Source organism: Lacrimispora amygdalina (assembly GCF_900205965.1).
GTDB lineage: Bacteria > Bacillota > Clostridia > Lachnospirales > Lachnospiraceae > Lacrimispora > Lacrimispora amygdalina_A.
This window is the reverse complement of record NZ_OAOF01000024.1, coordinates 34,220-56,423: the sequence shown is the minus strand read 5'-3', so window position 1 is coordinate 56,423 and position 22,204 is coordinate 34,220. Positions and strand designations below refer to the sequence as shown.

Genomic DNA, 22,204 nt, shown 5'->3' with positions numbered 1-22,204 from the left:
AAGTTTCTACATAATATTGATACATTTTATTATTCCGTGAAATTTATAAATGACTTTACCGCTGATTCTTTGGATAGCAAAGTCATGCAGTTCCGAAAATACTTTGATGCTATGAACCGAAAGCTCTCAAAAAATGTAAACGTCGACTTTCTTCGTCTTGACTTTGGTTCGGGCTTCTCCTTAAACCTTAGACCATTCAGTTTTGCAAAAATGTATAATGTTTGCCTAGAATACCCTGAATGGTTTGATATCTTCTTAGCTCCTGTCGTTCCAAAATCTTCCAATTCGGCGGTATCCGTCACCTGTGAATTGGTGGTACAGATCAGAAGTTATATGCTTTGGATATACGGGGTCAATGAATCATTCGAACGTTCTTATGAATATGTCCAGGCATTAGCAGAACATTTCGGCTTACAGATCGCCTATGCGCAGGAAAACCGAATTGATTACTGCTGGCATAGCAACTACTTAAGTAATCCGGAACGCTTCTTTTCCCTGGAAAACTTTTATAAAATGCGTGTAGATCGCTTCAATGATGCAGTTACCCATACAGAGAAGAAAGGCAGTCAGGATTATGAGATTGACTATGTTGCCCTGGGAAAGAGAACGGATAAAGTCTTTGTACGAATCTATATGAAAAGCAAAGAAGTTGTTGAAATGGGTTATAAAGGCTGGTTCTTTTACTTCTGGCTATTCAACGGACTGATTAACCGCTATGATCTGCACGTTTATGAAGAATGTTATAAGCGTAGGAGCTGGCAGTACCTTAATATGGCCCGCGCTTCCTTCTACCTGGAACATGGTTCCAATGAAAGTGCAAAGTCAGTCTGTCGCAGGCTCTTGTCTGGGGAGCAGACTATGGAGGAAGATACCTTACAGAAATTTGTTGATACTCTTACGCCAAAAGTAAACCTGATTATGAATGTAGAGTATCAGACACGCCGCCGCCATTCAAAATCTTATGTACTGCTTCCGCTTCGAGATAATAAGTCAAAGTTAACCGCTAAAAGGATTTATGATTACCTGGACAACCGGAAATTGATTATGGATTATCTGACAAACTATGTATTTCGTATGGTAGAACCGGAAGGGGATGTGAATAAATCTCGCCGTGAAATGTGCGGTTTCTGGAAGTCTCTGCGCAGTTGTAAACTGGTTGATGCGCATATTCCCCCTAAGCAGCTTAAACTGGTACGGGAATATAGCCGCCATCTAAATGCTGATCTGGTTAAACGACGGGCGATCAATAGTATTGTAACGTTAGGATTTTATAATAAGGGTATGAATGAAGATGATATCATGCAGGATGTTGTAGATGCACTTTGTACGTTAAATGATAATGATGTTGAAAGGGCTTTACGGTATAAAACGAAAAAGGCCCAGCAGCTCAACTCGGATGAACTGCCGGGCAACCTTACATATACTGCAAGGTCTGAACTCACGATCATAGATAAAATAACTGGTGAAGTCTATAGTCATAATAGCATGAGCAAAAATGAATTTCAAGGAGATTTTACGAATGAATAAGATAACAGTTAAAAAAGCATTTGAAAAGTTTATGGGGTTAAAAGAATCTTATTGTGATAATAGTACTTGTAAATATTATGAGCAGAACTTAAGTTTTTTCTTTGAGTTTTTGGAATCGGAGTTTGAAAAGCCCATTGACCGTATTCCGGTGGATAGCCTGGCTCCTGATATCGTACAAAGCTATATAAAACATCTTAGGTTTAAGCCCAAATATGAAAATCATCCGTTTAAGATCGGAGACGAAAAGAAAGGAAAACTGAAAAATTCTACCATCAGAATTTATACCAGAGCTGTCAAAGTGTTCTTTAACTATATTCGTGATGACCTGGACTGTGAAGTTACATTTAAAAGAGCCCGGCTTCCAACCAACGATTCCCGGATACAGCTCCCTTTATACAGCCATGAGGTTCAGGCACTAGATCAGGTATTCTTAAACTCAACTGAAATGGGGCTTAGAAATTTATGCATTATCCATCTTATGCTTGATGGCGGTCTAAGAAGTGAGGAAGTCATTGGTTTAAAGGTAAAGGATATCTGCTTCGATAAAGATTACATATTAATAGAAGATTCAAAGAATCACAAGTCCCGTATTGTTCCCCTGGCCTGGAATTTGCGAATATACATACGCAGTTATTTGGATTATCGTGATGTTATACCTATGGACGCACTGATTCTTAAAACAAACAGCTCGGAAGCGATCAACTATAATGTATTGAAGCAGCTCTTTTTCAGAATAAGGAAATGGACAGGTGTTGAAAGGCTGCATCCGCATTTATTAAGACATACATTTGCTGTCTCCTATCTGGTAGGCGGTGGAAACCTAGAATTTCTTCGTGATATGCTTGGTCATAGTGATTATACTACTACCAGGGATTATGTGAAAATGGCAAACCAGTACCGCATGATGGATGCAGATGTGTATAAATTAGATGCTATTTTCTTCCGTCAGATAAAATAAAAGTATCTCAATTAATCTTTCCGATCGGCCGGAGCTTCTCCGGCCGGGAACTTGGTTGAGATACACTCTTTTACTTGTAAAATTTTCCATTTATTATATAATTAAAACATAGAATTATCCATTTTTTATAGCGCGGCTTCATGAGCCTAACATAATAATAACCAGTAGTTGAAAAGAAAATAACATAGTGTAACTATAGAATAAATAGCTGAGTATATGCAGGAGGATGTATATGATATGTATTGACCCTAAAATGCAATTAATAGAAATAGATAAAGATAAAAGCTTAAGAGAAAGAGCTGAGGACAGAACAGAATTGTATCACTATACAAGTCTTTCTGGACTGGAAAAAATTTTAGAGGGGAGAAAATTAAAATTTAATAACTTAAATAACTTTGATACTGAACATGCGTATGAGAGAGAAGGAATTAACGAAAATTTTAGAGGTTGTATATTTATTTCTTGTATGACGTATTGTACGGAATGTGATGAAATGTGGGAGAAATTTGGAGACAAAAAAAGGGGAGCCAAATTATCATTTAAATATAAAGGGGCTTTTCATGATACAATAATTGATAAATCCAAAGAAATAGAAGCATATTCTAAAGATAATATATTAATTAACAAATTTGGCTTTAATGTTAGTAGTACAAGGTCGGACAAATTTACTGTATCACAAAATATTTATACAGATGTTATTGTTGATTTAATATTGTCTGATGTAATATATAAGCAACAAATGCCGGATTCAATGATAAATCAAAATTACTTAAATATATCTAGTGTCTCTCAAACAGTACTAACTTCATATAGTGATGAATCGGAAACAAGAATAATTGGAATTTTACGAAGTGTTAAAGAAAAGTATTTAGAGGATATATCTTATTTGTTAGCTCCAATAAATTTTAATAATTTCGAATTGGAAGTAAAGTTTGGAGAACTGGCTGAAACCTCAAAAAAAGCCAAAATTGAGCAATTACTGAATAAGCTGTGATAAACTTTATTGGTAAAAATAAATTTCCTATTATATATATAATGAAGTAGATATGCAAAAAGAAGTACTGTCCCCGACGCTCGCAGCCGTCAAAGACAGTACTTTTTTTACCCTCAAGTCCTTCCCAAAGGACAAATAGATTCCGACCATTATTTTTTCACAAAGGAAAAGCACCGACCCCGCAGCTCTCCGTCTGCAAAACCAGTACTTTTTTAGTGCGCCTTCAGGGACTCGAACCCTGGACAAATAGATTAAGAGTTCCATTACCAGGTTTTTAGAGTAATTTTTTATGCTCTTTCATTATTTTGGATTCGATTCAGGCTTATAAATCCTTTATTTTATGTCTTAATATTTTTTAATTTGCAAAGAATTTGCAAAGACCTGCTGAATATCAAAATCAATCAGGTTCTGAAATAAAGTCCTTTATTTTTAATATAGAGGCTGGTTTTTTCTCAGTGCTTTTTAATGTTCCTGGAGGCAAACACAATAAATGCTCTAGTTCTTCCGAATACATAACAATTCCCAAATCCCAGAGTTCATCCATAATTTGATGTGGTTGCTTATTGCCTTGCATAATTAAAATATCCAAAGCATTTTGTAAAATACTATTATTTAAAAGGTATTTTTTATCCCCAGGTTCAATCTGTTTCCAACCTTTTTTATTTATAGTTCTCATTAAATACTGATATTGATTGTACGATATAGCTTCTAATTGATGTGCTCTATATATCATAGCGGATATCGAAACATTCCACTTCTCTTTTAGGCTGACATAATAGTCCAAACTAGTCGGATAATGTGACACATCTTTTAAAAATGGTTCTCTAGGTAATAAAAAAGCCCCTGCAAAAATATTCGCTTGTCTCTCTCTTGCCTTAAATTCTTCTTTTGTTATTAACTCTAAATCCTCACTCCATGGATGCAAAATAATATGTGCCATTTCATGTGCCATATCAAAACGAGCTCTAGCTATTGACTGATTAGAATTTGATATGGCTACAATATATAAATCGCCTGAGGTAATCTTTATTTTTTGACTAAATGCATCAATTTTATTACTATCTGATGGAACTGCCGAAAATATAATACCGTTAGACTCCAATACAAATTTAAGATTTTCTATAGGACCATTACCCAAATTCCAGTATACTCTTAAATCCATCGCCATCTGTTCCAGTATATCAAGTTCTTGATCTGTAGTATACTCATATTCATATTCTTTATCTGGAGTTTCCTCTAAAATATTTAATTTCGGGAACTCCAGATATTGGCTCAAATAAACATAGATTTGGGCTATATATTCCAATTTTATTCTCTGAGCAGCCCTATCTTTCTTATCGGCAGATAAAAGAGATCTAAAATATGTTGCATCTGCACTAACTTTTATTTTCTCTTCTGTAAAAAAGAAATCTCTCGGGAAATTTAATACTTCTGCCAGTTTTAATGAATTTTGAAACTCCGGTCTAACGTTACTTAATGGATTTTCAAATTGGGATAATGCCTGTTTACTAATACCAATCTGATTAGCCAATTCAGTTAGAGTCAACCCTCTATACATTCTCGCACTCTTCAAACGCTCGCTATTAAATCCACTTAATTTCTGCATAATTTTTCCCTAATTCTATATATTTTTTAATTTTACCAGAGAGGCTGATGATTCCTCTTTATATGGAACTGGTATACTAGGATCATTTTCACCAATAGCTTTATTAGGTTCAATTTGCTCTTTAAATAATATACTTGCATAATCGGGCTTAATGTATTTATTTAGTGGGACTTCTTTACATAATTCTAAATGCTTATCCAGTATACACAAACGCGCATCTAATAACTGATTTTTAACCGTTTGAAAAACCAGTAAGCAATGATGATATCCTTCCCCTACATTTATACGACCTTTACACAGCTTATCAAAGTCTTCTATCAAATCTTCTTCACTATAAAGCCCAAGGTCTCCTAAGGTGATTTGGTGTTCAGGTGCCTCGAACTCTCTATTCAAAACCCCTACAAATGTCTCCAGATAATGCAGTGTTCTACGTTTCGATTTTTTCAACTGTGCTAATCGATTTTCACGCATCACTGTAATAACAAATTTGTGGTCATCATCAATAATCATGTCACCAGACCAGCCATTTCTAGTGAACTCCTCTACCCTTACGTTCTTCATTTCCATATGTGACTCCAAATTGTCCCAAAATGCATCCCAAATAAAATTGGGTACTGCCGAAGTCTTTCTCATACGGAACTCATCAAGATAGCGAAGTAAATCCTGGTCAAAAACTTTCTGCAAACAAAAAATAATTCGTCGATAAAAATTTTCCTCTACCGATTCCAAAAAGGTATAATTTTTCATATACTCCTCCGAACAATAATAATATAACTTAATAATCTCATTTTTTTATAATTTTGTCAAGTGGGTTTATTTTATTTAAAAATTTGTCTATTATTTTTAATTATTTTAATACCTTTTCAAGTAAAACTATAATCGGCACTGAAACATTCAACGGAATATATATCCTTGAAAGTTTCAGTGCCGATTCACAAACAAATTACTATTTTTCCAAATCAAACGAAATTCTATCTGCTAAATAGATTGGAACTGTCATGATTCGCCCTCCTTCCGCAATCCCCCCATTGCTTCCGCCTTTTAAATAATACACATAATCCAACTTACGGGCATCAAATAATGCTCTGGCAGTCTTGGCCTGGGCATCTGTACTTTTCACCTCTATACCATAATTTTTATTATCCATCAAACTCCGCACATAAAAATCCAGTTCCCCTTTTGTTTTTTCAAAAAAAGCAAACCATGGAGCATTTCCAGCAATTTCTCTGGGCATCCGCCGTAGCAATGTCAAATAGACAAAATTCTCTGCAACAATACTCTTTACAGTTGTCTCATCTGCACCAGCCCTTTTCACAAAATATTGGGCAATTCCAACATCCAGAAAATAAAATCTGGAATTCTCTTTGATATTCAAATAATCACAATCTATACTTTTACTAGCATATGCAATGATATGAGATGCCCGAAGCCAACCAATTGCGTGGTTTATCATTTTCTTTGTAAACCTACCACTCTCCCCTTTATATACAATCTTACTTAAATCCTCCACAAGATCCCGCACACCTTGCTTCTCACGAATTAAAGTAACAGCAATGCCATGAAATAATTTTTCAAATGTTTCGGTTTCCATTACATCATCAAAATACCTTTTAGATTCATTCGTAAAAATCCCCATTAAGCGTGCCAGTTCCTCATCACACCGCTCATACGATTTATATTCTAAGTAAACTTTAATAACGGATGGATATCCTCCAATTCTCTGATAAAGATCATAGCATTCTTTTAACGCCTCGTATTGCTTCGCATCTGCCCCTCCAAATAAATCAACCGAATCATATATTTCTCGCTGACCAAAGACTTCGGCAAACTCAGCAAATGTTAGTGTCTCCAGCGTTACTGATTCCAAATCGCCTGCTGGCAGAAAAAATTCCTTTGCCAGCAAACGTCCTAAATAACTGCCTGTCACTATTACATAACAGGAAAATTCACGGGCAAAAGTTCTGATCAGATTATATATCCTGGAAGATTCCTGTATTTCATCAATAATAATAATGCTATCTCTCGTATCCTCAAATTCCTGGTAAAATAGACGTAAGGCCTCATGAACAGGTTTTTCTCTCATTGGAGTACCTGGCTCCCAATACTCCGCCTCATCCAGACACATGATAAACCGCTCGCCAGTGAGCTCAGCCATATTTATATAGATAGCATGTTTGAAATTTTCATTTGCAAACTTTTTCAGAATGTACGTCTTTCCAACCTGCCTGGCTCCGGATACTTCCAAAACCTTTCCAGTATAATCATTCTTCCATTCCAGCAGTCGCTTATAAATATCCCGTTTAAAATCCATCTCTTAACCACCTCACCTTTTCTTTATTATAGCCAATATCTGCATAAATCACAACTTATTTATGCAGTATTGGTTTTATTACAGTTCTTTAATTGATACGGTATTATCTGATTACAGTTATCAAGTATTTTCATAGCTCTTTCTGTAGAATTAGGAAATAAACCTCCATAAACTCGCATAGTAATAGAAGCATCCCGATGACCAACTATGGCACTAACCTCAAGAATACTGATTCCTTCTCCTGCCCGTTGACTTTCTTTTATCAAAAGTGATACAAACGTATGTCTCAAATCATGAAAACGACGTTTTTCTATTCCAAGGATTTCTAATATTTGCTGAAACTCCTTTAATACTTTCCATGGTCTTAAGTAATCTCCATATTCATCAGGAAATAATAATCCCCTGTCATGGTATGCTTTTCCAGCAGCCTTTTTTTCTTTTTCTATTAACTCCATCTGATATGTATATATTTTTTTCAGGCTCTGATTATACGGAACTTTTCTTTCTTTTCCATTCTTAGGTTTTTTCAAAATAGGCACCAACCGCCTTTCGCTCTCCTCCCTTCGATCCTTTACATAGGCCAGGCTTTTCTTTACAAATATATAATCATTGTCAGGTAAAGCAAGCGTTCTCTTTAATCCAAAACATTCCCCCTCACGCATTCCTGAATTAACCGCCCATGCATATAAACCTGCAAATCTAGAATGCTCAAAAGCATAGTTTAGAATACGTTCCATATCTTCAACAGCTATGATTCTTTGCAGTGCATCAGAATCATCACTGTCTGCGTCTAAATCCTCCTGTTCAAAATCAATCATAGCAGCCGTTCCATTTTTAAATGGAGCAATTCCCGCATGGGCATTTTTTTCTATAATGCCTTTCGTCTCTGCATATAGAAACGTATTATTCAAAACAAATCGAATATGATTAATTGTATTGATACTAAGTGGTTTTGGATTAATTGGTTTTCCATTTATATCCTTTCTAACACGCTTTCTGCCATTTTTTCGTTTTTCCATATAAAATATCAATAAATCTTCTTCTGTAATAAATTTAATAGGCTTTTTCCCCAGCTCGCTGTTCCGCACATAACCCTCGTAATAAGATTCGTAATTGTCAGAGGTTGATATTTGCACATTGGTCCCTTTAATTCCAATATTAAGGTCAAACACTTCATTTAAGGAAGGTCCATTATCCGATTGATCTGATGTTTGCTCTTCTCCACCTTTCTGTTCTGCAGATTTCTTTAAATCAGCTTCCCATTTTTTTGCATTTTTATTTCGGTTTCTTATTGCAGCAGTTTCTGTTTTTCCGCTTCCGCTTATTCTTTTTGTATAAAAATCCCCATCAATTTCTATTGTATATGATAACTGAGAAACAAAGCTATTTCCTTGCTTATAGGTCGTTCCCAATCCATATGTCGCCCGTTCCTTATTCATATAATTATACTCCTTTATTAATTATGGGGGAGACGTATCCCCCCATGAGTCATGTATTAAAATATTCCTTTAATTTTTGCGCTGGTATCATGATACGTCCGCCGATCATTTTTCTAGGGAATAACGGATTCCGTTTCAGTTCGCCATATAACAATGATTTAGAAATGCCTAATACTTGAGCCGCTTCTTTTACCGAATAGACAATTGCAATATTTTCTTCATTTAGCATAATATTTCCTCCTCGTAAGAAATCCCCATCAATGGTTATTGTTAAAAATTACATCTATCTCTTTATATATTAATTTTAAGCGGCCTGTTGTAAGCAGTCTCGTCTACGCTCAAAGATCCCACTGCTACACATTCTCCCACTTTCAATGTTTTCAAAACCATCTGCCAATCTTTATATCTTGCTGCATGAATCATCTTTGCAATTATAGAAGCCTCTCCCTCCGAAGGCATAAAATATAATTGCTGTCCAGTTTGCAATAGGCACTGTGCTGCTCTGGTCCTACAACTACCTCCTAACGATTGCGTAATTAAAATCAAATGAAGACCAAGTTTTCTGCCTTCAGCCAAAATCGTATCAATAATACCGCTCCTTCCCAAATTTAAATTCTGGCATTCATCACAAAAAAGATATAGGCCTTCTTTTAAAAAGATTCCTGTATTAGCCAGACGCCATATGTAGGTCAACAAAATTTCTGCTATCAATGCCTGCGTTGTCTCTGTAAATTTAGACAAGCGCAGGACATTGATCCTATTTTCCTCAATAAAACCAGTTCCATCACGGAATACATTCTTATTGAGGATATAGCGCATTTTATCCTGGACATTTGCCGCAACTTCTGAGTCGACCATATAAAGTGCTTCATTTAAGGCAGCAATCCCCTGATTCCCATAAACATTTTCTTCTGCCACGTACTGTAACGCCCGAAATAAATCTTCTTTCTGCCTGCACTTTAATTTCATTGAGCCGGTCAATATATCGGTGATCGATGTAACTACATCTAATTCGTCTTCCATGGTTCCATCCGCATATCTAAGCGGCGTAAACAGTGGAAAAGAAATTCCAGATGAAAAGGCATCCGTCTCATTCATCATCTTTTCAATGTCCGCTCTAATGGGCATAAAAATATGATCTGGGTCAAAAAGCCAATGCATATCGAACACAACTGCAGTTCCTCCGCTCTCAATAATGCTTTTGATGATTTTCTGACCCGCAACCGATTTACCAGAACCTGATTTTCCGCAAATTGCAATGTGGCGGTTCCCGCTTCGGGCCATATCAAAAGATACATCCCCATTTTTGCTTCCACCGATTTTTATAAACTTACCCATATTATTTACCATCCTTTCTGCAATTCACTATATCTTCCAGCGTCATTTCTGTACAATCAGTATCAAGTTTTTTCCTTTTTAACCACACAAATCTTGGTGAAACATCCGACCCCCTTATGGATAACTTTATCGTTCTGTAAATCCTTCCTCTTCCCTGCGTGCACAAGACCCCCTCTTTCTCCAGTGCTTCCTTTATCTGGTTCAAGGAACAAACAGCTTTCAGTGGCTCGCAAATTTGCGCAAACAACTCCTCTGGAATATAATAATATTCCTCATCAAACAGCACCGTTCGTTTCTGACGTTCTCCGGTTAATGCGGTGGCATCTGCTTTATTCATCATCCTTTCCATCTTTGGAATAAATGCAATAAACTCCTCTACAAAAGCTGCCGGCATCTGTCTGATATATTCATACGCATCAGATGAATCATGGCCTTTTTTTACAGCATTCTCAAAGCGCCATCTCATCCTACAGCGATTATCCTTCCCCATACCTTCTTCAAAAGTGAGTTCCAGCATCGTGATTACCGTATTCCAATAAATTCCATCTTTTACCTGGGCAAGTTCATTATTAACGGACTCCGCTCGAAACATATGCTCCAGAATCTGATTCTTTTCGAGAAACTTTTTTTTCAATACATTAAAAAAATTATCTCTGCAGGTCCTATCCATAAACTGAGAACTCTTTTGTTCTGCTGAAAATACGATTGAAAATCTTCCCTGATAAGCTTCCGGAATCATTTTATGGAATACCAGCAGAAAAGGCGAGCAAACTTCACGATCGCCGATTCTTCCACATGTACAGATGCCAAACAGTGCTTCCATATTCTCTTCCGTATTTCTTCCGGGCAAGTATGCTATCAGTGCAACATCATCATGATAACTTGCTAATTCCCGTGTAAAAACCTTCGGTGAAATATTCGTATTTACCAGCCTTGAGCCAAAAATTCCCATCATGTCTGCGATCACACTTGCCGTTTCCTGCTCTTTAATAATGGCTGCTACAGGATAATGCATCCGGTAGCCCCATCTTTTCAAAACACTATAAGTAAACCCACCGCTTTCAATTAAAAGGAGTAATTCTCCTGTTACGGATTCACCAAATGCTTTACACTCATTTAGGAAGTTCCATTCAATCTCATTTTGCATAATCTAACACCGCTTTCCAGAGCATTGTTTTTTTATCCGCATACTGTAACATGCCCTCTACCGTATAAAAACCATACGCTCCGGGCACTTCCACGGTTCGGGAGATACCTATAACCGCCTGAATAACATCGAAAAAAAATTCATCACCCTCCCTTCTTTTTTTCTTAAAAATTATGCCTGCATTACGAAATTTTCGGCGATAATAATTGGCATCATCCTTCCTTAAATCAAAATATAAATCTTTTTCACCTAACCGCTCTATCCTCGTTCGCATACATAGAACTGTATAGTCAATCCCTGCCGTCTTAAATTGAACCGGTTGTATTGGGATAGAAAAATTTGCAAAATAATAATCCTTGCTCGCTTCCAGCATAAAATCCTGCTTCCGTCTGAGCATTCCCTGATCCGTAATCATGATTGTTTCAGACAACATGTCACGTTTAATTTGTAAGTCTGTTTTGACCCGCAGCAATTCCGCGAAGTTCTCTTTATCAATAGCCCTTTTTTCCTTATGCTTCTCTATCTCTGTAAATGTCTTCATTTGTATTAAATTCGCTTCTTTCTCAAAATCCACCCTGGCCTTATATTCGTATGCGGAATATAGCGGAACCTTCGGGGGCTGTGAACTTAACGCACCATTATAGCCAACCGAGTTATACTGCGGATAGGGATTAAATTGATTCTCTTCCATAAATCTTTCTCCTTCACTTTTTAATGGGGAATTTCGTTTGCGCAAACCTATTTCCCTGCCGTAACATAATTATGCCACATAGCTACTATAAATAAAATATGACAAAATCTATTGTTTTTTAATTTAATATATAGTATCATTCAATGATATAAGACAAAAAAGGGGAAGTTACTATATGTATCAGTCTATAAATCCAAAAAATTTTGAAGTATATATTACAGAGGCACGAAATATTCTTATCTATGGCGCTAACATCTCTTATCATTCAAAGAAATATCAATCATCTCTTCAAAACGATGAACCTGTACTGGAACAAATATTGGAGCATATGCATGAATCCTGTAAAGAAATTTTGGGTGAAGGAGGAGTTAAATTTTTTGGAAATGAGAAAACGAATATACCCAGAGGGGTTTCACTTCCTCCAATAGGAGAACTTGGTACTCTCCATGGTTATCACAATGTCTGGAAAAAAATGATCAACGACCACTGCATTCTTGCAACGTTTGATAAACTTCATCATATGATTTTCCATATTATATCTATTAAACCATATCAGCTCGCCCGTCATATCAATTATTTGGGATTCAATTATGCCTATGACCATGACTATTTTAAAATATCCGAAGGTTCTGATAAACCTTTTATCTTTAACAATGATGACGATTACTGCTTATATGGCGCGGTAAATTCCGTTAAAGCTTCAAATGATTCCTATAATTCCTATCCTAAAAGTTTTAAGACGCTAAAAAAATTATTTGACAAATACCCAAACTACCAATATATTGGTGAACAAATATCGTTATCCAAATCAGGAGATAAACAGGAAAAGTTTACGATACCATTAAACAGTGTACCTCTGTTACAGTCCTTAAGAGGCAATGTCCCTCTATTAAAAAATATATTCAGACTGTATGATGTGACACAAAATATTACACCAGCAAAGATAACGCAATTTATAAAAAGCGTAGCAGAGCTTCAAAATATAATTACAAAAATGCCAGCTGATGACATTGAAAACTTTATGACCCGCTCCGATCTTATATATTATAAGTATAAGCTGGAACAAACGTTTCATTTTGATTTTATCTACTGTCTTACAAAAAATATTGAAGCGCTTTCCAAAAGGCACAATCTTCCATTTAACGATGACTCTTTTATCAAATTTGTATCAAGCGGCATGAATCTTCCAAATACATTCAGTCGCCATTTGTTGCTTCAGATGGCATTTGATTGTTGTACAGATTATCGTGATTTCAATTCTTCCTTTTTGATTGAGAAGATTCTTAAACCTGATTCTATGGCTTACTTTGATAAACGAACCAATAAAATCACTGACTCGTTTGACACGCTTAGTCAATGGAAAAATTGTTATCGTAATTTTATAAACTACATGGTCACATTCGCTTTTCCCATTTATGAAAGTTATTTTTTTGTATCGCTCTATGATTCTTTTTCAAAGCCCGAACAATCAACAGCACAAAATTTACTGGATCTATATAAAGTTTTAAATAAACATCTTTCAGAGAGTACTACTTTTAATGATGTAACAGAAAAAACGAAATACTTGATGGATAAAGCCAATGATGTTTGTTTTCCTAAAAAACCAAATGCAAAGGAGGAAGTTCAGAAACCAGTACAGGATAATTTTATCCTCCCGGATTATCCTAACACTTCCATCGACTATGATATTTTAAGAAAGGTCATTCTAAGCACATACAATCACCAGTCAAAGCCTATGCCTGCGTTAATCAGTCAAGAATATTTAAATGAAAATTTTAGGCGTTTAAGCGAAAGCTTTATCATTTCATGTACTGCCGAATTATTAAGTCGTTAACCGCTCAAAACCCACATATAGTTTGTGCTTTGTTCCATTTTTTTGCACAAAAATAAGATTTTAGGCAAATATTGAAGAACATGTTGTAGTATATGTGGGTTTTTAAGAATCACAGGTAAGCCTGTCTTTGGAATTATGGACTAGACCTGTTTGGCTTTACCTGATGAATATGATTATCTAGAAACAGGTTCATTCAAGAATATGTGCCGATAGGAAATCCATTGTATCTAAGTTTTCATTTTATATTATGCTGCTATTTCAAGCAAAAAGACTGCTGTCTCTAAATCGGATAGCAGCCTCTTTCCTTATTCATTTATCAAATTAATTTCTGTAATCTTCCTGCTACAGCTGATATTCATAACTCCGCCCAGTTGAATTGATGTATTATAAACCCTTGTCCAGTTCAGGCAACTACGGTTTAACGATTTTTATGATTTTGGTTCGGATCATCGTACCGCTTTCCTTGAACGCGCCCTCTGGAACATCTATGATTTCGGCATCCAGAAATTGGAGCCATTTTCTGAATTGAATTGATTTTTCGTTCGTCCGGAAGAATGGAGACGGAGACAGGACCGACACCAGGATTCCTCTTGATTTTAACAGGCCAAATGCATGATAAATATGGTCGATATCCTGTTGCCTGCTAAACGGTGGATTCATCACAATGCGATCAAACGGTCTGATTTTCTCTGGTTTATAGGCAAGGAAATCAATCCCCACCATGCACGAATAGGGTTTTTCATCAAGATATTTTTTCATATCCTTGTTGATCTCAATGCAAACAAGATGTTCCGGTGCTCTCTCATAGATAACATCTGCCAGATCGCCTTTGCCGCATGATGGTTCTAAAATGCTCTGCCCGTTTACAAGTTCCGCCAGATCACAGACGATTTTGGCAACCGGACGGGGAGTCGGGAAGAACTGGAAGACTTTTTTCATGTCTTCAGTTTCTCCAGTAAGGATAAGGTTTTCAAATGCTTCTTGGTGATCATAGTCAAATATATGTCCCTTTGCCTTACGGTTCCATCTGCCTCCGATAGCCGCAAGACATTTGTTTACAGCCTCATAAGTTTTTCGGTCAAGTTGTCTCTCTGGTAAATAAAGTGTATTTTCTTCCGTTCTGCATTCCGCTAAAATGTTTAAAATGTTTTCTGCAATCTTCATTTTTCTTTTTCTTTTTTCCTTCAATATATTTATCGGATACAACAAATCTTTCGTATCTATATCCCTCTTGCTGCTTATGCAGTTAGAATAGATGGAATTGGCAATGAGATAACGTTGGGCCGCTTTCCATAGACTAGTGTTTTACTCAGCTGATGTTCACAGCTCCATCCGCTTCTGTTCCCGCAGCTTCCATTTTCTCCAGCGCCTGAATGACCCTCCCGACAGCATACCTTGCATTGCCTGTCAACTGCCTCTGCCAGCAGCCGTTTTTCGGGCTCCACTTAAACCCATTGGTTTTCAATATTTCCCGGACTTCCGGCTCCGGTTTTCCGTCGAAGATCAGCTGTAACCGCATAAGTTCTTTGTTCTCTACCATCTGAAAGAAGCAGTTCTCCCGTTCCGTTGTTCCGGCATCTTTTTCCTTTTTCAGCTGTTCCAGACGAAATCTTGTATTTCTGATTGTGGCATTTTGATTTGTAAGCTGGTAGGTCATGAATGGCTTATTTTCATAATGAAAATCACAACCCATTTCCTTTTTCAGCGTTTCCGTCTGTTCCGGTGTCAGCTCCGGGCAGCCCTCCAGTGTCTGATTCTTCCGATAGTAGGCATTGACAGCTTTCATCATGGCCTGGTCAGATTCCAGCTTTTTCAGCTTTTCTTCCAGAAGCATAACTGCATTTTCATCTCCTGATAAGATCGGCTGCTCCATCGTCAGCAGATATTCGATTTTTCCTGCATAAGACTGTAAATACTCCCAGTCTTTCATCAGCTTTTCCCTGCGCCGGTTCTGCTTCTCCTTCTTTCTTACAGGGAAATTTGCAGGACCGGAAATCATTACACTGGGACAACTCGCTTCATTCCGGTAATAGTTGTTATAATATTCTGCCAGCTTCCGGCTGTAACGGTCCGCCATTTTTACGGCTTTCCCCGTTAAATGGGGTTTTCTTTCTTTGATCTGATCCACAACAGCATAAATCCGGTCTACATATTTTTTATACTCCGCAGTGGCACTCCCTGCTGCATAATCATCAAATGAATTGATATGTTTTGCCGTCCTTGCGGTCTGTTCGTTGATCGTATCATATGTCCTTTCCATCTCTGTCTTTGTCCTCCTGATCTGTTTTAATTTCCCAGCCGAAGCACACAGCTCCGGCCAGATTATCGTTTAAATTTGCCCCGTTCCATTAAGGGTTTTATAAAATGCTGGAGCGTCATCAATCTTTTTCTATAAAGTCGGTACAGGCCGGGTCATATTCTCTCACAAAATAATCTGCATAAATTTGGCATCCGCACGAGCCAAAGTAAGTACATTCATCACAGATATGCGCCTCTGCAGTCTCCCTTGCGGAAAACCACGAGAAATATTCACGGTCAAATCCAAAGTGTCTGTAAGCCATGAAACCGTTCCCGCCCCCATATGTTCTTTTATACTTTTCTGCCAGCTCCGGGCGGCCTAACACATCGGCGATGTGCTGAACCTGCTCATTGCTTTCGACGGCCTCCTTGCAATAGTGCTCTCTCAAGAATCCAATGGGGTCCTGATATCCCAGACGGCCTAATACAATGGAGGCGATATAGCCGGTCCTTCCATGGCCTCCCACGCAGAACAGGCCTACCTTTTTATTGCTGCTTAACCTGTCGAGGATTCTTGTGATGAATGATTCTAACACATCATCCGGTAAAGTCCCAAAATCCCTGATCGGACAGTACAGGATTTCCCCGCGAAAACCCAGGTCCCATACCTTTGCATCCAAATCATTTAAGGGAACCAGCATATCCACTTGAATTGGCGCCACCGCCATGACGAGGGCTTCCTTTTCGCTGCCGCAAAATAAGTTTTTCGTTACTTCCACCGGTCCGGTATGGCATACCCGTGCGTGCACTCTCCTGTTCGCATTCTTTTTTCTTTTACTCATGTCAATCCCCCATTTACGCAGCCCGCGCATATTCACGGTCTCTGCTGCCGAAATATTGCTGCGTTATGATGTTGCTTTCTGAATAATCCAACCGCTTATTTCCCCACACAACAGGGCGGTAATCCAGCAGAAGCGTTTCGGCCTCGCTGTAGTCAGTAAGATGGGGATCTCCTTCTGCCTTTCCCTCCAGGATGTGTAAGGTATTTGCCCGGAATAGGAGCCGGTTGAATTGAGCCCCCTGCCTGGTACGGAGCAAAACCTGGGGCTCACAAACCTGTTTTAAATCCAGCAGTTCTTTGTATTGCGTTAAGTTCTCCAGGAAAAAAATCCCTGCTTTTTTATCAAAATAAATGCTGCAATTGTGAGACAGATCCACGCAGTGGTCAACAAATATGATGTCGCTGACTTTCCCCTTTAAAAGCCCTGCCTTTGCGATCTGTTTCCATTTTTCTCCACCGAAAGAGGAACTCCAGGTTACCCGCTCCGTATCAAACATCCGGAGGCCCGCTTTTAAAATATCGCTTTTGTTGTATACGGTGCAATCACGATAGACGTCATTTCTTGACTGGTCCGACGAGTAATAGTCCTGTATATACTGGGAGGCTTGAGATCTGCAATGGCGCAGTTCCGCCGCAACAACCAAAACCGTATAATCATAAATGGCTGACGCAAATTTCGGGATATATGTATCCCGGAAATCACAAAAATCTCGAAACCACCGGCTATGACTATGTCTCATTGGTTCCAGATGGCTGCCCTGGTTGGAAGACAGCAGGGCTGAGATTGCCTCAATGGCATAAAATTCCTGTACCAGACAATAGATATTCAACAACTTCATATGATTCCCTCTCTTTACCTATAAGAATGGTTTCCTTGTTCTTTGTATTTGTCAGACTGACACCCCCTGACAGGGAAACAATCCTGTGACCGTCATTCCTTTTTACACGACCAATTCCAGCATGAAATTTTGGAACGCTTCATATGGAATGATTTTTTCTGTCACTGATTGATAGATCATCTGTAAAATGTAATCCGCCTCTTTAGTATCAGGATCTACACCCCCGGCAAAGCACAGGGTCGTAAATATGGCTCTGGTCTGCTCCGGTACGTTATTCTCATCCCAGTTGTTTTCTGCAATAAACTCCTGCAGATATGTTACAAGTTTCTCTTTCATGAGCTTTCCTCCTCGCTTAAGAATCTTTTGTTTTTCCCGGATGGACTTCCTTATGCTTCTCATTTATTTCCCATGTCAATAATTGACATGCTATGGAACAATCCTCAAAGACTTCCATGTGCATATTCCCCCGGTCCGGTTCCAGTTCGTCTAAGAATATACCTTTTATGCAGCTGCGGCCTATTTCTCTTTCCTGCCTTGCCCGCCGCTCAAACACTTCCGGGAAATCTACTCTGATTTTATTCCAATACCCCATACCGCCTTTTACACAACCAATGCAGTTATTATTGGGATAGCCAAGGTCATACATGACGGGACGTTTCAGTCCAAGCCGGCCCGCAATTCCATGACACTCTGCCTTTGTTAATCCCTGTTCGATTAACGGAAATTCATGATCATAATCCGGAAGAGCTTCTCTGACCGCTTGTGCCCGGCGTTTCTCGTTGGCATCATATCCCCAGACGTAACTGTGAAATCCTGGATTTTCTCTTTCCCACTTCTTCCTCACCTGTTTCTTTAACCACTTTGTACAGGCAGCGCCATAGGCACCGTTTATGTATCTGGTTCTTTCGATTACATCGTTGACATCTTTATAAAGATCCGATTGAAGGATTTCAATCTTCCTGCCCAGTAACTTTTCACAGTCCTGTAAAAAACGCAGACTGTCCTGATGCTGATCTTCCACATGGGTATAGACAATTTTATCGATATCTTTCGTAAGATAACATGCTGCAAAAGACGAGATTCCGGTACTGAACCAACATACTTTCATACCAGCCACTTACCGTTTCCGGTGAAGTGGTAATTTTTTAGATTGCTATGATACGAACCAGCCGTTTCTGTTTAGGTTTTAGCCTTACTGGAACTTGTAGCCACGATGAGTAATTTTACTGCAGGCCATCGCTGTTCTCCGCTTGCAAACCCGGTTCCACCGGGATAGGTATTACTCCTTCCTGTTAATCAAACATGCCTCTGATTGAAATAGGATCTCAACCGTTCCAGAAGAACGGGAATAACGGTATACCTGGTTGGACAAACGCTCCTCTTCCGGAACCTCGCTTTGATTGATCTCATTCACCATGGCGCCAAGTTCTTCGTAAGAGTTCTCCCCCTGGTCCGGGATCAGCAGCGTTTCATGGATACTTGATGGAAGTATGATAAGATCCGCTCCCTGCTCCTTAGCAAATCCTTCCAGAAAGTTCTCATACAGGATACAGCAGGCTCCATTCGTCATTCTTTGATTGGACAGAACATAAAATGGAAACTGGTCCTCTCCCAGCAGTTCATCCATGATTCCAGATTCACCAAAGTCTTCCAAATCTACTTTTAAAAGTTCCTCTATGCTATCTTTCATATTCCTGATATGAGCCGGGAAAAGCTCTGGAGTATTCCTCTTTGCCAGTTGAAATAATTCCTCCTTCGTTGTGCCCCATGATACCATATGGGTATTGTAAATAAGGGCCGTCATCTGTCCGCTTCTGCATTCACCTAAGAACAGATAGAAAACTACCGCCAGATCCAGAAATTCCACATAAGGAACCTCTTTTAACAGCTCCTGATTAGACGCTCGATGTATGAGCTTATAAGCCACTTTATCTCTTAAGTTGTTAAAATCAACTAACTCCTCCACTGTTGCATTTCCAAAGGAAATATTTACATTCTGCTCATAGACACGTAGGAGCCGTCCTATGATTTCCTGCATTCCCATTCCCCGCTGAAACTCTTCAAAGTATGGATTCAAATAGATCGTAGGGGAAAGATGCTCCTTTCCTTTGGAAATTACCAGCCCCTCCAGCACCGTATCATTATTCTTAAGAACCCGTTGAACCCTCACATGAAAACCATCTCCTAACTGCTTTTCGATCTCTGTCTGAACCTTCAATAAGAACTGATTATATTCCATTTGCTTTTCCTCCATTTTTCTGGTAGTGTAAAATCTGATGTTTCATTTTTTATAAAAAACTTATATTTTCAAGGTTCTCATTCTTTTTGAGCAAACAATGGGAACCTTTGTCCATGCTTTTTGAGCATTCGTTATGGGAAGCCTTCTTAATCTATCCCATCTTAAAAATGAGCCACTCATTTCCTATGGCTGCCACCCGTTTAACAATCAGGTACTGCGTCAGACCAGCATTCTCTAAAATAGAATACATGTGATCAAGGTCTATGCCGTCATCTGCAATCAGCTTTTGGATATTCATTTCTTTCCCCATTTCCATTCCCTGCCTTTTTATCTTTTGATTCCCTTATTTACTTAAAAAAGAAGCATCCCTTTTCGAATGCTTCTATCCATGCTTCTTCCTGACAGTTCAAAAACTTTATGCGGTTTTCATCAGGAACCTTTCTTAAATTTTATAAAACGTTTTATTAATCTGTGGTCCGCCAAAGACCCCCGTTTCTGTTCCTGGATTCATTTGTTTTCCAGCATCATTCTGTAAATGCGGAACCCATCCTTCACTCCGGCGAAATATAAATACCGGTTCTCATCCGCACAACGGGCGATCCAGTCATCCCAGAACGTTTCCATTTCCTCTTTCCATTCCTTTCCCAATTGTTCCAGGAGACCTTCCATTTTATGCTCAAAGCCTGCTTCCTTCGGGACAGGTCCCTCCGGACGGGCATTTAAAAGCATCTCAATCCTTTCACAGATTACCTGATCCAGTAAATCTTCCACACTCATTTTTTATCACCTCCCTTTTCTTTCCACGGCAGGAGCACCCCTGCACAGATAAAATAGCGTGCCCCATGATAATGCTCCTGAATCTGCTTATTTTCTGCACAGGGGGCAGTCCTTTCTCATATAGCTCTGGTAGATACGCCCGCAAACAGGGCAGATCGCCAATTCCCCGATCCGAAACTGCTCATCAAGCCATGCCTCCGGGTCCTGTCCGGTAATACTTAGGAACATTTCCTCTGCGATCTCCTTCTGCCCCAGGCTCATTTCAAGAAGCTCCTCTCCGGTATAGCAGCGCCCGGTCCTATCCGGGATATAACAGGGGCTGTCCAGGGAATGACAGAACGCTTCCGGGTCTTTATAGAACCCATTCGTAAAAAAGCACTTCTTTGGAAACTGTCCGGACTGCCTGGCTGCCTGAGAAGCAACTTTTCTACCAGAACCATCCGCTTTCATGCTGCCTCTCCGTTTTCTGATATCTCCGGACACTCATTCCGGATTTCGCTCATATCCACGGAAATCTCTGTCTTAATCGTTTCATCCATGGACATGGCCTTTTGGAAATCCACAGATACAGGTGCATATTTCAGCGCCCGCTTAATGACCGTCTTTTTCGCCATATCCTCATAATTCTCCGTCCACGGACTGTACTTGCTCCCAAAGGATTTCGAATATTTAGCGGCAAACGCATCCATATCTGCCTTATTGCTGACCTCAAATCCATATCCGCCATTAGACAGCCGGAACAGGCCGTAAATAAACGTGATCTCTCCCCGTTCCTCCTCTCCCGGACGGTGGACCAGCTTGGGGTCCAGCCCGTATTGATATTCAAAATAATCGAACTCCCGCACGGCCTGCCCTTGAATCACCTGGATCTGCCCTGTACGGTAAGCCAAGTCTATCATGCCTTTATATCCAATCTGAAACTGGCATTCCAGCACACCTTTGTTTTTATAAGGAATTAAATACGCTTGACCCAGTGGAGTGTTAGGCTCTAATCCAAGCTGGGCTGCATTCATCATGGCTGCAATAAAGGACATGGGGGTACAGCCTGCCAGCTCCGGCGTGTTATTGATGGCGGACAGCGCCATCCTTGTAAAACGTTCCGGGGTCAGTACCGCAGGCAGTGCCCGTTTGATTTCCGGTTCCAGCGCCTTTACCATGTCTGCAATTGTCATGCTTTTTGTCAGCTTCACCTGGCTGTTCTGACCGGAAGCCTTTCTCTCCAATTCATTTTTTACATCAACTGCCATTGTTTCCACCTTTCCATTGAAAAAGGACCATCCTCTCAGACGGCCCTCTCATCAACAATTAAAATATTAAATTCACATAATCACGTCTGGAATCAACAACTGCATATATCATTACCGTTTGATCCCGCTCTCTTATCTTATAAAAAACCAGGTGATGCAGGAAACTTAAGCTTTGACA

General features: G+C 39.0%; 23 protein-coding genes. 4 read left to right on the top strand and 19 right to left on the bottom strand.

Translation table 11 applies throughout. The annotated features are described in order from the left end of the window. The 3 genes from CRO04_RS22430 to CRO04_RS22420 all read left to right on the top strand — a co-directional run. The coding region (locus tag CRO04_RS22430; RefSeq protein ID WP_207654504.1) for a hypothetical protein at positions 1-1,527 on the top strand (1,527 nt) is incomplete at its 5' end. Beyond that, positions 1,520-2,485 (top strand): tyrosine-type recombinase/integrase, encoded by a 966-nt coding sequence (locus CRO04_RS22425; protein ID WP_166432652.1) that lies wholly within the window; start codon positions 1,520-1,522, stop codon positions 2,483-2,485. The genes CRO04_RS22430 and CRO04_RS22425, both read left to right, overlap by 8 nt. A 232-nt stretch (positions 2,486-2,717) precedes the next feature. Continuing rightward, a complete protein-coding gene (locus CRO04_RS22420) occupies positions 2,718-3,479 on the top strand; it encodes a hypothetical protein (RefSeq protein WP_097006475.1) in 762 nt (253 codons plus the stop codon). A 397-nt stretch (positions 3,480-3,876) separates the two neighbouring features. Here CRO04_RS22420 and CRO04_RS22415 read toward each other — a convergent pair whose 3' ends face one another. The 8 genes from CRO04_RS22415 to CRO04_RS22380 all read right to left on the bottom strand — a co-directional run bounded on the left by CRO04_RS22415 (position 3,877) and on the right by CRO04_RS22380 (position 12,011). Next, positions 3,877-5,085, bottom strand: coding sequence for a helix-turn-helix domain-containing protein (locus CRO04_RS22415; RefSeq protein ID WP_097006474.1), 1,209 nt, complete (start codon positions 5,083-5,085; stop codon positions 3,877-3,879). A 15-nt stretch (positions 5,086-5,100) separates the two neighbouring features. Continuing rightward, positions 5,101-5,832, bottom strand: a complete 732-nt coding sequence (locus tag CRO04_RS22410) for a DUF5986 family protein (RefSeq protein WP_097006473.1) — start codon at positions 5,830-5,832, stop codon at positions 5,101-5,103. Between the two features lie 199 nt (positions 5,833-6,031). After that, the gene (locus CRO04_RS22405; protein ID WP_097006472.1) at positions 6,032-7,396 is read right to left on the bottom strand and encodes an AAA family ATPase; all 1,365 of its coding nucleotides are present in this window, start codon (positions 7,394-7,396) and stop codon (positions 6,032-6,034) included. Positions 7,397-7,455: 59 nt separating this feature from the next. Then, entirely contained in the window at positions 7,456-8,835 is a 1,380-nt protein-coding gene (locus CRO04_RS22400) for a tyrosine-type recombinase/integrase (RefSeq protein ID WP_097006471.1), read from the bottom strand. A gap of 49 nt (positions 8,836-8,884) precedes the next feature. Beyond that, positions 8,885-9,064, bottom strand: coding sequence for a helix-turn-helix domain-containing protein (locus CRO04_RS22395; RefSeq protein ID WP_097006470.1), 180 nt, complete (start codon positions 9,062-9,064; stop codon positions 8,885-8,887). A gap of 62 nt (positions 9,065-9,126) precedes the next feature. Further along, complete coding sequence (locus CRO04_RS22390; protein WP_166432651.1) at positions 9,127-10,173, bottom strand: ATP-binding protein; 1,047 nt, start codon at positions 10,171-10,173, stop codon at positions 9,127-9,129. A gap of 1 nt (position 10,174) precedes the next feature. Next, the gene (locus CRO04_RS22385; protein ID WP_097006468.1) at positions 10,175-11,320 is read right to left on the bottom strand and encodes a hypothetical protein; all 1,146 of its coding nucleotides are present in this window, start codon (positions 11,318-11,320) and stop codon (positions 10,175-10,177) included. Beyond that, positions 11,310-12,011 (bottom strand): hypothetical protein, encoded by a 702-nt coding sequence (locus CRO04_RS22380; RefSeq protein WP_097006467.1) that lies wholly within the window; start codon positions 12,009-12,011, stop codon positions 11,310-11,312. Before CRO04_RS22380 ends, CRO04_RS22385 begins: the two co-directional genes overlap by 11 nt. Positions 12,012-12,186: 175 nt before the next feature. Between CRO04_RS22380 and CRO04_RS22375 the strand changes: the two genes are divergently transcribed. Next, on the top strand, positions 12,187-13,845 hold the full coding sequence (locus tag CRO04_RS22375) for a hypothetical protein (RefSeq protein WP_097006466.1): 1,659 nt from the start codon (positions 12,187-12,189) through the stop codon (positions 13,843-13,845). Positions 13,846-14,256: 411 nt separating this feature from the next. Here the strand turns inward: CRO04_RS22375 and CRO04_RS22370 are convergent, their stop codons facing one another. The 11 genes from CRO04_RS22370 to CRO04_RS22325 form a co-directional block, all read right to left on the bottom strand. Then, positions 14,257-15,009 carry an SAM-dependent methyltransferase gene (locus CRO04_RS22370; RefSeq protein WP_141401020.1) on the bottom strand — a complete coding sequence of 251 codons (753 nt, stop codon included), beginning with the start codon at positions 15,007-15,009 and terminating at the stop codon, positions 14,257-14,259. A gap of 145 nt (positions 15,010-15,154) precedes the next feature. Next, positions 15,155-16,105: a hypothetical protein gene (locus CRO04_RS22365; RefSeq protein WP_207654503.1), complete on the bottom strand. Its 951-nt coding sequence runs from the start codon at positions 16,103-16,105 to the stop codon at positions 15,155-15,157. A 118-nt stretch (positions 16,106-16,223) separates the two neighbouring features. Beyond that, positions 16,224-16,925 (bottom strand): protein-tyrosine phosphatase family protein, encoded by a 702-nt coding sequence (locus CRO04_RS22360; RefSeq protein ID WP_097006464.1) that lies wholly within the window; start codon positions 16,923-16,925, stop codon positions 16,224-16,226. 13 nt (positions 16,926-16,938) lie between these two features. Beyond that, entirely contained in the window at positions 16,939-17,763 is an 825-nt protein-coding gene (locus tag CRO04_RS22355) for a hypothetical protein (protein WP_097006463.1), read from the bottom strand. A gap of 102 nt (positions 17,764-17,865) precedes the next feature. Next, entirely contained in the window at positions 17,866-18,099 is a 234-nt protein-coding gene (locus CRO04_RS22350; protein ID WP_097006462.1) for a hypothetical protein, read from the bottom strand. Between the two features lie 16 nt (positions 18,100-18,115). Then, positions 18,116-18,871, bottom strand: coding sequence for a phosphoadenosine phosphosulfate reductase (locus CRO04_RS22345; protein ID WP_097006461.1), 756 nt, complete (start codon positions 18,869-18,871; stop codon positions 18,116-18,118). 171 nt (positions 18,872-19,042) lie between these two features. Beyond that, positions 19,043-20,002, bottom strand: a complete 960-nt coding sequence (locus CRO04_RS22340; RefSeq protein WP_097006460.1) for a DUF5688 family protein — start codon at positions 20,000-20,002, stop codon at positions 19,043-19,045. Positions 20,003-20,153: 151 nt separating this feature from the next. Continuing rightward, complete coding sequence (locus CRO04_RS26415) at positions 20,154-20,312, bottom strand: hypothetical protein (RefSeq protein WP_166432650.1); 159 nt, start codon at positions 20,310-20,312, stop codon at positions 20,154-20,156. Between the two features lie 197 nt (positions 20,313-20,509). After that, positions 20,510-20,779 carry a hypothetical protein gene (locus tag CRO04_RS22335; RefSeq protein WP_097006459.1) on the bottom strand — a complete coding sequence of 90 codons (270 nt, stop codon included), beginning with the start codon at positions 20,777-20,779 and terminating at the stop codon, positions 20,510-20,512. A gap of 87 nt (positions 20,780-20,866) precedes the next feature. Beyond that, positions 20,867-21,229, bottom strand: a complete 363-nt coding sequence (locus CRO04_RS22330) for a hypothetical protein (protein ID WP_097006458.1) — start codon at positions 21,227-21,229, stop codon at positions 20,867-20,869. Further along, a complete protein-coding gene (locus tag CRO04_RS22325; protein WP_097006457.1) occupies positions 21,226-22,026 on the bottom strand; it encodes a recombinase RecT in 801 nt (266 codons plus the stop codon). The genes CRO04_RS22330 and CRO04_RS22325 overlap by 4 nt, the downstream gene beginning before the upstream one ends. Positions 22,027-22,204: the final 178 nt, after the last annotated feature.

Coding starts and splice junctions, on each gene's coding strand:
- CRO04_RS22425 (WP_166432652.1), top strand. CDS start 1,520: ATGAATAAGATAACAGTTAAAAAAGCATTTGAAAAGTTTATGGGGTTA.
- CRO04_RS22420 (WP_097006475.1), top strand. CDS start 2,718: ATGATATGTATTGACCCTAAAATGCAATTAATAGAAATAGATAAAGAT.
- CRO04_RS22415 (WP_097006474.1), bottom strand. CDS start 5,085: ATGCAGAAATTAAGTGGATTTAATAGCGAGCGTTTGAAGAGTGCGAGA.
- CRO04_RS22410 (WP_097006473.1), bottom strand. CDS start 5,832: ATGAAAAATTATACCTTTTTGGAATCGGTAGAGGAAAATTTTTATCGA.
- CRO04_RS22405 (WP_097006472.1), bottom strand. CDS start 7,396: ATGGATTTTAAACGGGATATTTATAAGCGACTGCTGGAATGGAAGAAT.
- CRO04_RS22400 (WP_097006471.1), bottom strand. CDS start 8,835: ATGAATAAGGAACGGGCGACATATGGATTGGGAACGACCTATAAGCAA.
- CRO04_RS22395 (WP_097006470.1), bottom strand. CDS start 9,064: ATGCTAAATGAAGAAAATATTGCAATTGTCTATTCGGTAAAAGAAGCG.
- CRO04_RS22390 (WP_166432651.1), bottom strand. CDS start 10,173: ATGGGTAAGTTTATAAAAATCGGTGGAAGCAAAAATGGGGATGTATCT.
- CRO04_RS22385 (WP_097006468.1), bottom strand. CDS start 11,320: ATGCAAAATGAGATTGAATGGAACTTCCTAAATGAGTGTAAAGCATTT.
- CRO04_RS22380 (WP_097006467.1), bottom strand. CDS start 12,011: ATGGAAGAGAATCAATTTAATCCCTATCCGCAGTATAACTCGGTTGGC.
- CRO04_RS22375 (WP_097006466.1), top strand. CDS start 12,187: ATGTATCAGTCTATAAATCCAAAAAATTTTGAAGTATATATTACAGAG.
- CRO04_RS22370 (WP_141401020.1), bottom strand. CDS start 15,009: ATGAAGATTGCAGAAAACATTTTAAACATTTTAGCGGAATGCAGAACG.
- CRO04_RS22365 (WP_207654503.1), bottom strand. CDS start 16,105: ATGGAAAGGACATATGATACGATCAACGAACAGACCGCAAGGACGGCA.
- CRO04_RS22360 (WP_097006464.1), bottom strand. CDS start 16,925: ATGAGTAAAAGAAAAAAGAATGCGAACAGGAGAGTGCACGCACGGGTA.
- CRO04_RS22355 (WP_097006463.1), bottom strand. CDS start 17,763: ATGAAGTTGTTGAATATCTATTGTCTGGTACAGGAATTTTATGCCATT.
- CRO04_RS22350 (WP_097006462.1), bottom strand. CDS start 18,099: ATGAAAGAGAAACTTGTAACATATCTGCAGGAGTTTATTGCAGAAAAC.
- CRO04_RS22345 (WP_097006461.1), bottom strand. CDS start 18,871: ATGAAAGTATGTTGGTTCAGTACCGGAATCTCGTCTTTTGCAGCATGT.
- CRO04_RS22340 (WP_097006460.1), bottom strand. CDS start 20,002: ATGGAATATAATCAGTTCTTATTGAAGGTTCAGACAGAGATCGAAAAG.
- CRO04_RS26415 (WP_166432650.1), bottom strand. CDS start 20,312: ATGGGGAAAGAAATGAATATCCAAAAGCTGATTGCAGATGACGGCATA.
- CRO04_RS22335 (WP_097006459.1), bottom strand. CDS start 20,779: ATGAGTGTGGAAGATTTACTGGATCAGGTAATCTGTGAAAGGATTGAG.
- CRO04_RS22330 (WP_097006458.1), bottom strand. CDS start 21,229: ATGAAAGCGGATGGTTCTGGTAGAAAAGTTGCTTCTCAGGCAGCCAGG.
- CRO04_RS22325 (WP_097006457.1), bottom strand. CDS start 22,026: ATGGCAGTTGATGTAAAAAATGAATTGGAGAGAAAGGCTTCCGGTCAG.